General features: G+C 71.8%; 9 protein-coding genes and 1 pseudogene. 1 reads left to right on the top strand and 9 read right to left on the bottom strand.

Going from position 1 to position 10126, the window contains the following annotated elements; genetic code table 11:
- Window positions 1-4: 4 nt before the first annotated feature.
- From PLP61_RS07930 to PLP61_RS07905, 6 genes are all read right to left on the bottom strand, one after another.
- The gene (locus tag PLP61_RS07930; protein WP_324502035.1) at window positions 5-1387 is read right to left on the bottom strand and encodes a glutamine synthetase family protein; all 1383 of its coding nucleotides are present in this window, start codon (window positions 1385-1387) and stop codon (window positions 5-7) included.
- A 59-nt stretch (window positions 1388-1446) separates the two neighbouring features.
- Window positions 1447-2670, bottom strand: a complete 1224-nt coding sequence (locus PLP61_RS07925; protein WP_324502033.1) for an NAD(P)/FAD-dependent oxidoreductase — start codon at window positions 2668-2670, stop codon at window positions 1447-1449.
- 1 nt (window position 2671) lies between these two features.
- Window positions 2672-2860 carry a ferredoxin gene (locus PLP61_RS07920; protein WP_324502031.1) on the bottom strand — a complete coding sequence of 63 codons (189 nt, stop codon included), beginning with the start codon at window positions 2858-2860 and terminating at the stop codon, window positions 2672-2674.
- Window positions 2861-2907: 47 nt separating this feature from the next.
- Window positions 2908-4107: a cytochrome P450 gene (locus tag PLP61_RS07915; protein ID WP_324502029.1), complete on the bottom strand. Its 1200-nt coding sequence runs from the start codon at window positions 4105-4107 to the stop codon at window positions 2908-2910.
- Between the two features lie 75 nt (window positions 4108-4182).
- Complete coding sequence (locus PLP61_RS07910; RefSeq protein ID WP_324502027.1) at window positions 4183-4917, bottom strand: cache domain-containing protein; 735 nt, start codon at window positions 4915-4917, stop codon at window positions 4183-4185.
- Entirely contained in the window at window positions 4910-5692 is a 783-nt protein-coding gene (locus PLP61_RS07905) for a FadR/GntR family transcriptional regulator (protein ID WP_324502025.1), read from the bottom strand. Before PLP61_RS07905 ends, PLP61_RS07910 begins: the two co-directional genes overlap by 8 nt.
- A 134-nt stretch (window positions 5693-5826) precedes the next feature.
- On the opposite strand from PLP61_RS07905, the gene PLP61_RS07900 reads away from it, so the two are divergent.
- Window positions 5827-7332, top strand: coding sequence for an APC family permease (locus tag PLP61_RS07900; RefSeq protein WP_324502023.1), 1506 nt, complete (start codon window positions 5827-5829; stop codon window positions 7330-7332).
- Window positions 7333-7553: 221 nt separating this feature from the next.
- On the opposite strand, the gene PLP61_RS07895 is transcribed toward PLP61_RS07900, so the two are convergent.
- The 3 genes and pseudogenes from PLP61_RS07895 to PLP61_RS07885 all read right to left on the bottom strand — a co-directional run.
- A complete protein-coding gene (locus tag PLP61_RS07895; RefSeq protein ID WP_324502021.1) occupies window positions 7554-8744 on the bottom strand; it encodes an acyl-CoA dehydrogenase family protein in 1191 nt (396 codons plus the stop codon).
- Complete coding sequence (locus tag PLP61_RS07890) at window positions 8741-9913, bottom strand: CaiB/BaiF CoA transferase family protein (protein WP_324502019.1); 1173 nt, start codon at window positions 9911-9913, stop codon at window positions 8741-8743. Before PLP61_RS07890 ends, PLP61_RS07895 begins: the two co-directional genes overlap by 4 nt.
- A pseudogene (locus PLP61_RS07885) lies at window positions 9910-10126 on the bottom strand (hypothetical protein); the annotation flags it as partial. The pseudogene PLP61_RS07885 and the gene PLP61_RS07890, both read right to left, overlap by 4 nt.

The raw sequence follows: 10126 nt of genomic DNA, 5'->3' as shown, positions 1-10126 counted from the left end.
GCGCTCACGGGGTGTCGTCCCAGTACATCTGGCGCTCCCAGTCGGTGACGTGACCGCAGAAGCGGGCCCACTCGTCGGCGTGGAAGTCGATGAGCAGCTGGGACAGCTCGGGGCCGAACGCGCTCTTGATCACCTGGTCGCTGTCGAAGGCCGCGATGGCCTCGCCCAGGGTGAGCGGCAGCCTCGGGAAGCGCGCGTCCTGCTCGCCCTCGTAGGAGGAGCCCACGGTCGGCGCTCCGGGGTCGATGGCGTTCTTCAGCCCGTCCTCGCACGCGGCGATCATCAGCGTGTGCGAGAGGTAGGGGTTGACTGCGGCGTCGGGGAGCTTGTACTCCAGGCGGCCGTTGGCCGAGAGCCGGACCGTGCAGGTCTTGTTGTCCAGGCCCCAGTTGATCTTGGAGGGGGCGAACTGGCCGGCGTCCCAGTACCTCTTGTAGGAGTTCACGGTCGAGCCGTTGACGAGCATGGCGCCGGCGGAGTGGGCGAGCAGGCCGCCCAGCGCGTGCCGGCCCTCCTCGGAGAGGTGCAGCTCGGTCACCCCCGGGTTCTCCAGCACGTTGACGCCGTCGCGCCACAGGCTGAAGTTGTGGTGGCAGCCGTTGCCCATCTGCCCCGTGGTCGGCTTGGGCATGAAGGACGCCTGGATGCCGAGCTCGCGGGCGACCTGCTTGCAGATCTGCCGGTAGGTGACCAGCCGGTCGGCGGTGAGGTCTGCGTGGTCGTACATGAAGTTCAGCTCGACCTGGAACTCGTCCTCGTAGTCGCCCTCGATCATGTCCAGGCCCAGCGCCTGGGCGTAGGCGATGACCTTCTTGACGATCGGCCGGTTCCGCTCGAGGTGCTCGATGTGGTACGCCGGGCTGGACTCGGGGCGGAAGTGCGCCTCGAGGCCCTCCCCCTCCCAGGTCATCTCCGGCTCACAGCCGGTGCGCATCTCCAGACCGGTGCGGGCGGTGAAGTCCGCGTGCACCCGCTTGAGCAGGCCGCGTGAGTCGCAGGAGTACGCCGCACCGGCGTTCTCGCTCAGGTGGTCCGGCTCGTACAGCCGGCAGAACACCCGCGCGAAGCTGGTGTCCCAGGGCAGCACGGCGAACGTGTCGAGGTCGGGGATCGCGGTGTACTCGGCCGCGTTGACGCCGCCCCCGAGCAGCACGCCGTCACGCGTGGTCTGGAGGTTGGCGACGGCGGTGCGGTGCTGCTGCACGCCCTTGACGGCCGTCCGCTCGAGGTGCCGGGCCGGCATCACCTTCCCGACGACGCGGCCGGTGACGGTGATCCCCTGGTAGTAGATGTACTCGATGCCGCGGTCCTTGACCGCCTCGAGGGCGGCCGCCAGGTGCGGGCTGTGGGCGTTCGCTTCGCGGTGCTGGTCCAGAGCACTGGTCATGTGGTCCTCACTGGGTGGGGTGGGCCGGCCTGGGCCGGGGGCGGAGGGTGCAGGGCGGGTCAGGCGGTCGGCACCACGGCCGTGAACGCCTCGCGCAGCTGCCGTTGGCGGGCCGGCGGCAGGTTGAGCGCAATGGTGCCGACGTGCTGCCCGTCCCGGTGGTGGGTGGTGAGCACGCCCGCGGTGAGGTGGTCGAGGTCTCCCTCCTCGAGCCGGATCTCCGGCCCCAGGGCGGGTGACCCGAAGCTCTGGAAGCGCAGGTCGAGCTGGTCGCTCCAGAAGGAGGGGATGGGCGCGAACGGGGTGGGATCGGGCTCGTCCCCGCGCAGCCGGGCGGCCAGGGTGGCGGCCGCCCGCTTGGCGGTGTCGGTCGGGATCGACCAGTGCTCCACACGGCGGGGTACGTCGTCGAAGAGCGGGTTGGGGAACCGGGCGACGTCGCCCACGGCGACGGCGTTCGAGACTCCGACGACGGCGAGCCGGTTGTCGGTGAGCACACCGTCGGTGAGGTCGGGTCCGGGGTTGCCGGCCAGGAACTCGGTGTTGCAGACCGAGCCGACCGCCTCGACGACCAGGTCGGCGGGCAGGTGGGTGCCGTCGTCGAGGGTGACGCCGGTGACCCGGTCCGTCCCGGTGAACGCACTGACCCCGGGGCCGATCACGAACGCGATGCCGGCCGCCTCGTGGTGCTGCTGCACGGCCACGGCGAGCTCCGGGCCGATCACCCGGTTCATCGGGGCTCCGGTGGGCTCGACCACGGTGACCCGGTGACCGAGCGTGGTCAGCGTGCAGGCGGCCTCGCAGCCGATGAAGCCGGCGCCGACGACGACGACCCGGCTGCCCGGCGCGAGGTCCGCACGCAGGTCGAGGCAGTCCTCGACGGTCCGCAGGACGTGTCGGCCGGCGACCGGGCCCGGACAGCCCAGCCGCCGTGGTCGCAGGCCGGTGGCCACGACCAGGCCGTCGAAGCTCTCTCCCGAGCCGTCGCCGAGCGTCAGCTTCCCGGTGGCGAGGTCGGCCGCGGTCACCTCCGCCCCGAGCCGGAAGTCGACGTCCTCGACGACGGCCCGCCGGCGGAAGGCGAGCCGGGCCACCATCGCCTCGGCGTCGGCGAGGTCCGGGTCGGCCAGCACCTCCTTCGACAGCGGGGGCCGGTTGTAGGGCAGGTGCGCCTCGGCGGAGTAGACGGTGAGCGGACCGGTGTGGCCGGCGATCCGCAGCTGCTCGGCGGCGCGCAGCCCGGCGAGGGAGCCGCCGACGACGGCGACCGCGGACCCGCTCACCTCAGTCCTCGATCAGGATGGCCTGGACGGGGCACACGTCGGCGGCCTCCTCGACGTTGAGCCGCTCGGACTCGTCGGGGGTGCCGTCGTACTCCAGGTGACCCTCGTCGTTGATCCGGAACACCAGCGGGGCGGCGATGGCGCACTGGCCGTGGTCCTGGCACAGGCCCATGTCAACGGTGACCTTCATGGTTCTCCTCGGTAGAGATCGGTGGGGTGGGTCTCGGGCGCCCCGGCTCAGCTGCCGGGGGTGAAGCCGATCGGCAGCCGGACCGGGCCGGTGTTGCCGGAGTCGGGCAGCCAGGTGGCGCCCTCCAGGGGGTGCGGGTCGCGCAGCCGGCGGGCCAGCAGCGGCAGGGCCTCGCTCATGTCGGAGCGGGCGACGAAGTGGCCGAGGCAGTGGTGGGCGCCGCCACCGAAGCCGAAGTGGGGCTTGCGTCCCTCGGCGGTGATGTCGAACCCGGGCTCGAAGACCCGCGGGTCGGTGCCGGCCGACTCGCTGTAGAGGTGGACCGTGGTGCCGGCCCTGAGCTCGACCCCGTCGTACTCGAAGTCCTCGAGCACCTCGCGGGTCACCCACCGCACGGTCGGGTTGACCCGCATCACCTCCTCCACGGCGGCCTTGCCGAGCTCGGGCCGCTCGGCGAGCAGCGCCCACTGGTCGGGGTGCCGCATGAAGGTCTGCATGGCCAGGCCGAGCTGGTTGCGCGTGGTGTCGTACCCGCCGAAGACGAGCAGCACCAGACCGTCGCGCAGCTCGTCGTGGCTCAGCGAGCCGTCGCCGGTCTTGGAGGCGTTGACCAGCGCGGTGACGAAGTCGTCCTTGGGGTGGGCCTGCCGGTCGGCGATCAGCTCGTCGGCGTAGTCGTAGAGCCGGGCCAGCGCCCCCTCGATGCGGGGCAGCTCCTCCTTGAGGGTCACCCCCATCGCCAGCCCGATGGTCGCCGCCTCGCGGGCGATGATCGGCCACTCCTCCTCGCGCAGGCCGAGCATGATCGCGATCACGCGTGCGGCGTACGGGTCGGCGAACTCGGAGACGAACTCGCAGCTGTCGGGGTGCTTGAAGCCGTCGATCAGCTCACCGGCCAGCGCCTGGAACCGGGGCACCAGCCCGCCGATCAGCTTCGGGGAGAACGCCGGGTTCATCAGCCGGCGCAGCCGGTGGTGCTCCTCGCCTTCCTTGTTCAGGATCCAGCTGGCGAACCAGTCGGCGAACGGGCCTTCGGTGACCCCGTTGTGCGCCGGCCAGGCCACGCTGCCCTGGCGCAGCTTGGGGTGCTTGAGCAGCCGGCTCATCTGCTCGTAGCGCAGCACGGCGATGCCGTACGGCGTGGTCGCGTACCAGCTGGCCTCCCGGGCGGCGTGCACCTCCTCGGAGGTGATCGAGAAGCCGGGGTCCGTCACGTTCAGCGTGGGAGGGGTGACCGACGTCGTCATGGGGCAACCTCTGCGGGAAGGGGATGGGCTGGTGGCCAATACTCCAAAACTAGAGGTTTCTTGTCAAGGGTCTTGTCAGTACGCGACGGCGACGTCGGTGAGGACCACCTGCCACCCCGGACCCTCGGGGACCTCGACCACCTCGGTCGTCCCGAGCTCGCCGGGCCTCGGGGGCCCGCCCAGGCGGGACCCCACCACCCAGCGGGGCGTGTTGGAGGCCAGCACGCGGCGCTCCCCGCCGACCACGAGCGCCTCGAGCGGGCTGGTGCGCAGCACGGCGATCAACCGCCGCTCCAGCTGCGCCATCTCGATGTCGGCGCCGGCCACCCCCAGGAAGGAGCCGTCCAGGACGACCGGGACGCTCGCGGTGACCACGTAGAGCCCCGACCCCGCGTAGTCGACGTACGGCCCGAAGGCGGCCCGGCCACCGTGGTCCCGGGCGACCTGGAACCACTCCATCTGCAGGTAGTCGTAGACGTCCACGCTGGTGGTCTCCAGGTTCAGCCGCAGCCGGGCCAGGTCCTCACCCGAGCGCTGCCACCACAGGAGGTACCGCTCCAGGCCGCCGATGACGCCCGGCGCGGCGACGAAGCCCATCCCGGCAAGGGACGGGTGAGCCGCGAGCCGGGGTGCGATCGCCTTCTCCAGGGGGGCCAGGCTCCGCTCGGTGCACGGCCCGTCCCCGGCCGCCCGGCGGCAGGAGAGCACCTCTGACGCGAGGGCCTCCAGCGTGTCGTAGATCGGGGTGACCAGCGCCGCCACGCCCGCGGCGAGGTCGGTCGCAGCGGGACCGGGCTCGGGTTCAGGCACGGGTGTCTCCTTGGGCCTCGTCGCTGAGCAGCAGGTTCAGGGTCACCAGCCGGTGGAGGTCGGAGCCCACGTGCTCCTCGGCCAGGTCGCGTGCGCGATCGGGGTCCTCGGCCGCCACGGCGACCGCGAGTGCGTGGTGCGCAGCCACCTGGGCGCCGACGTCGACCGGCGGCCCCAGGGGCAGCCACAGCAGGCCCGAGACCTCCGCCTGCAGCGCCACCTCGCGCCGGGTCAGCCGCTCGGAGTGGGCAGCGATGGCCAGCTCGATGTGGAACCGGGTGTCGGCGCGGATCTGCTCACCCAGCGTCGTGGCGCTCCCCAGCTGCTCGGTGAGCGCGAAGAGACGGCGTACGTTCACCGCCGAGGCCCGCTCGGCGGCCAGCCGGGCCGCCTGCCCCGCGACCGCGACGTGCTCGTCGACCAGGTCCCGAAGCTCCGAGACGGTCATCGCCGCCAGGGTGGCCCGCAGGTACTCGACCGGGGGTCCGGCAGGCCGCTTGACGAACGAGCCACCCTTCCGTCCGCGCCGCGTCTCGACCAGTCCCCGGGCGCGGAGCTCGGCGAGGGCCTCGCGGACCGTCATCGGCGCGATCCCGAACTGGCGGGCCAGCTCGACCTCCACCGGCAGCTGCTCGCCGTCGTGGAGCAGCCCGAGGTGGATCGCCTCGGTGATCCGCTGCACCACGTCGTCCGCGCGGCCGCCGGAGCTGACCTCGCCGATGAGGGGGGACAGCGAGGACATCGGGGTCATCACCTCCCAGTCGGCGGCCGGCACGGAACCACGAGCTGGCAGAAATTGTGGCAGAGACTGTTGCCAATTAACACATAGAATTGTAGTTTTTCGCCCAACGAGGCCGGACCAGTCGGGTCCGCGTCCGCCTGCCCCCCATCCTGACCGGGAGCCACCTGATGTCCACATCCCACCGGCACGACGCCGACGGCTACTACGAGTACCACGACCACGAGGACGCCGCCCACCTCAACGCGCTCGGCTACAAGTCCGAGTTCAAGCGCGACATGAGCCCCTGGGCGAACTTCTCCCTCGGGTTCACCTACCTCTCCCCGGTGGTCGGCGTGTACACGCTGTTCGCCTACGCCCTCGCCACCGGCGGCCCGCCGATGATCTGGAGCTTCGTGATCGTCGGCGTCGGCCAGTTCCTGGTGGCCCTGGTCTTCAGCGAGGTCGTCGCCCAGTACCCCGTCGCCGGCGGGGTGTACCCCTGGGCCCGGCGACTGTGGGGCCGCAAGTACGCCTGGATGACCGGCTGGATCTACATGGTGGCACTGCTGGTCACCATCGCCTCGGTGACCTACGGCGGCGGCTTCTACATCGCCCCGTTCCTGGGCATCGAGGCGAGCACCACGAACGTGATCTACGGGGCGATCGGGCTCCTCGTGCTGGCCACGATCATCAACTTCATGGGCACCAAGGTGCTCGCCCAGGCCGCGATCATCGGGTTCACCGCGGAGATCATCGGCGCCCTCGCCGTCGGTGGCTGGCTGCTCCTCGCCCACCGCGAGCACAACCTGGGCGTCCTCTTCGACACCTTCGGCACCCAGGGTGACGGCAGCTACCTGCCGGCGTTCGCGGCGGCGGCCCTGATCGGCATCTACCAGTACTACGGCTTCGAGGCTTGCGGCGACGTGGCCGAGGAGGTGCCCGACCCGGGCCGGCTGATCCCCAAGGCCATGCGTCGCACCATCTACATCGGCGGGGCCGCGGCCACCTTCGTCTGCCTGGCGCTGATCCTGGCCGTCACCGACATCCCCGCGGTCATCTCCGGGGAGGACGCGGACCCGGTGAGCACCCTGCTAGACGAGGCCTTCGGCGCCACCGGCGCGAAGATCGTGCTCGGCATCGTGCTGATCTCGTTCGTGTCCTGCGCGATGAGCCTGCAGGCGGCCGCCAGCCGGCTGGCCTACTCCTACGGCCGTGACGACATGATCATGGGCAGCTCGCTGCTCAAGCGGTTCTCACAGACGCGGCACGTCCCGCCGTACGCGCTGCTGATCGCCGCCGTCGTCCCCGCGTTGATCGTGGCGGGGTCCTACTACTCCACCGACGCCATCGCGAAGATCATCAGCTTCGCCGCCCTGGGCATCTACATGGCCTTCCAGATGGTCGTCCTCGCCGCGCTGCGGGCCCGGCTGAAGGGCTGGGAGCCGAGCGGGAAGTACCGCCTCGGCACGTGGGGTCTGCCCGTGAACATCGCCGCGCTGGCCTACGGGGTGCTCGCGATGGTGAACATGGCCTGGCCGCGCACGCCGGACGTCGCGTGGTACGACAACTGGATCGTGCTGCTCTCCGCCGTGATCGTGGTGGGCATCGGCCTGGTGTACATGGCCGTGCACCCCGCGGCCGACCGCAGCGAGGCGCCGTACGACGACGCGATCCCGAAGAAGGTCACCACCTAGCGAGGCGTGACTCCCTCGCCCACGGGGCGGGATCCCTCCGGGGGTCCCGCCCCGTTCGCTGACCCGTCGCAAATGGCAGCCGACCCGTCACATTTGGGGCGCGACCCGTCGCATATTGCCGGACCGGCGTGCGTGGCACCCCGCGCAGCATCAGACGGACGGAGCCGACGTCGGCTCCGTCCGTCTGACGGTGCGCCCCCCGCGGGCGCGTTCGTACCGGGTCAGCGGAAGGCGGCGAGCCCGGTGAGCGCCTGGCCGACGACCAGGGTGTGCATCTCGACCGTGCCCTCGTAGGTGAGCACCGACTCGAGGTTGTTGGCGTGCCGGATGACCGGGTACTCCAGCGAGATCCCGTTGGCGCCCAGGATCGTGCGCGAGGTGCGGCAGATCTCGATGGCCTCCCGGACGTTGTTGAGCTTGCCCAGGCTGACGTGCTCGGGGCGCAGCCGGCCGGCGTCCTTCTGCCGGCCCAGGTGCAGGGCGAGCAGCTCGCCCTTGACCAGCTCCAGCGTCATGTCGGCCAGCTTGGCCTGGGTGAGCTGGAAGCCGGCGATCGGCTTGCCGAACTGCACCCGGTCGCCGGCGTAGGAGAGCGCGGCGTACAGGGAGGACCGCGCGGCGCCCATCGCCCCCCAGACGATGCCGTAGCGCGCCTCGTTGAGGCAGGACAGCGGGCCCTTCAGCCCGCGGACCTCCGGGAAGGCGGCCGAGGCCGGCAGCCGCACCCCCTCGAGCACCAGCTCGCTGGTGACCGAGGCCCGCAGCGACAGCTTGTGCTTGATCTCGGGCGCCGAGAAGCCCGGTACGTCGGTAGGCACCACGAAGCCGCGGATGCCCTCGTCGGTCTGGGCCCAGACGACGGCGACGTCGGCGATGGACCCGTTGGTGATCCACATCTTGCGGCCGTCCAGGACCCAGTCGTCGCCGTCCCGACGGGCCCGGGTGCGCATGCCGCCCGGGTCCGAGCCGTGGTCGGGCTCGGTCAGCCCGAAGCAGCCGATCGCCTCCCCCGTGGCCATCCGCGGCAGCCACTCCTGCTTGTGCTCCTCGCTGCCCCACCGCCAGATCGCGAACATCGCCAGCGAGCCCTGCACGGAGACCATCGAGCGGATCCCGGAGTCGCACGCCTCCAGCTCCAGGCAGGCCAGCCCGTAGTCGACCGCCGTCATCCCCGCGCAGCCGTAGCCCTCCAGGTGCATGCCGAGCAGACCCATCTCGCCGAAGCTCTTCATCAGGGCGCGCGGGTCGTCGATGGTGCCGCGCTCGAACCAGTCCGCGACGTACGGCTCGGCCACCTGGCCCACCAGCTGGCGGACCGAGGCACGGACGTCCTTCTCGTCCTGGCTGAGCTGGTCGTCGATCCCGGCGGGGTCGTCGACGTCGAACGGGGGCGGCTTGGGGTGGCTGCTCACGGCTTCTCCTTCAGGTGGGCGCGGATCTCGGTGCTGTGCTCCCCCAGGTCGGGGGGCGGAGTGGGTGCCGGCAACCGGCTGCGGGACCAGGTGACCGGGTGGCGGACCTGGTCGGGGTGCCCGCCGCCGACGGCGACCGTCGGGGCCAGGCCCAGCTCCTGGGCGAAGTCGAGCGCGGCGCCGATGTCGTTGACGGCGCCGGCCGCGACCCCGACGGCGTTCAGCCTCTCCACCCAGGTGGCGGCGTCCTCGGTGACCAGGACCTCCTCCAGGGCGGCGACCAGCTCACGGCGGTGCGTGACCCGGTCGGGGTTGGTCACGAGCCGGACGCCCGGGTCCGGGTCCGCTGCGCCGGGGTCGGGGCCGGCGGCGAGCTCCGGGCGGCCCAGCACCTCGGCGATCCGGGCGAACTGCCCGTCGTTGCCGCAGGCGAGCGCGAGCAGCCCGTCGCGGCAGTGCAGCGTCTCGTACGGCGCGATGGAGGGGTGCTGGTTGCCCATCCGTCCCGGGCTGCGCCCGGTGCTGAGGTACGCCGAGGCCTGGTTGACCAGCGACCCGAGCAGGCTCGAGAGCAGGTTCACCTCGATCCGCTGGCCCTCACCGCTCAGCTCGCGCTCGCGCAGGGCCGCGAGGATCCCGATCACGGCGTCCTTGCCGGTGAGCACGTCTACCAGCGCGACCCCGACCTTGGTCGGGTCGCCGTCGGGCGCCCCGGTGATGCTCATCAGCCCGCCGAGCGCCTGCACCACGAAGTCGTAGCCCGGCAGCGCCGCCCCCGCCCCGCTCCCGAAGCCGGTCACCGAGCAGTACACCAGCCGCGGGTTGAGCTCGCGCAGCTCGGCGTACCCCAGCCCCAGCCGGTCGAGGGTGCCGGTGAGGAAGTTCTCGACCAGGACGTCGGCCCGCGTCGCGAGCTCACGGGCGACCGCGAGGTCCTCCGGGTCACGCAGGTCCAGGGCGATGCTGCGCTTGGACCGGTTCACGCACTCGAAGTACGACGAGGCGTGCTCGGTCCAGGGCGGCCCCCACTGGCGGGTGTCGTCCCCGGTGCCCGGCCGCTCGACCTTCACCACCTCGGCGCCCAGGTCGGCCAGCGTCATCGTCGCCAGCGGCCCCGCGAGCACCCGGCTGAAGTCGGCGACGAGGACCCCGTCCAGCGGCGCGGTCACCCGAGCACCCCGTCGACGCGGCGAGGCAGGCCCCACGGGTTGTCCTCGCGCAGCGCGGGCGGCAGCGCGGCGTCGGGCACGTTCTGCCAGGCGACCGGGCGGGTGAACCGGTCCAGCGCCGCCGCGCCCACGGAGGTCGCCGAGGGGACGGCGCGGCCCCGCGTGCTCGGGCTCCTCGGGATGCCCGGTGGAGACCTTCGCGGAGCACTGATC

This window comes from Nocardioides sp., assembly GCF_035429765.1.
Classification (GTDB): Bacteria; Actinomycetota; Actinomycetes; order Propionibacteriales; family Nocardioidaceae; genus Nocardioides.
The sequence above is the reverse complement of the archived record's forward strand: the minus strand, read 5'-3'. Positions and strand labels throughout refer to the sequence as shown.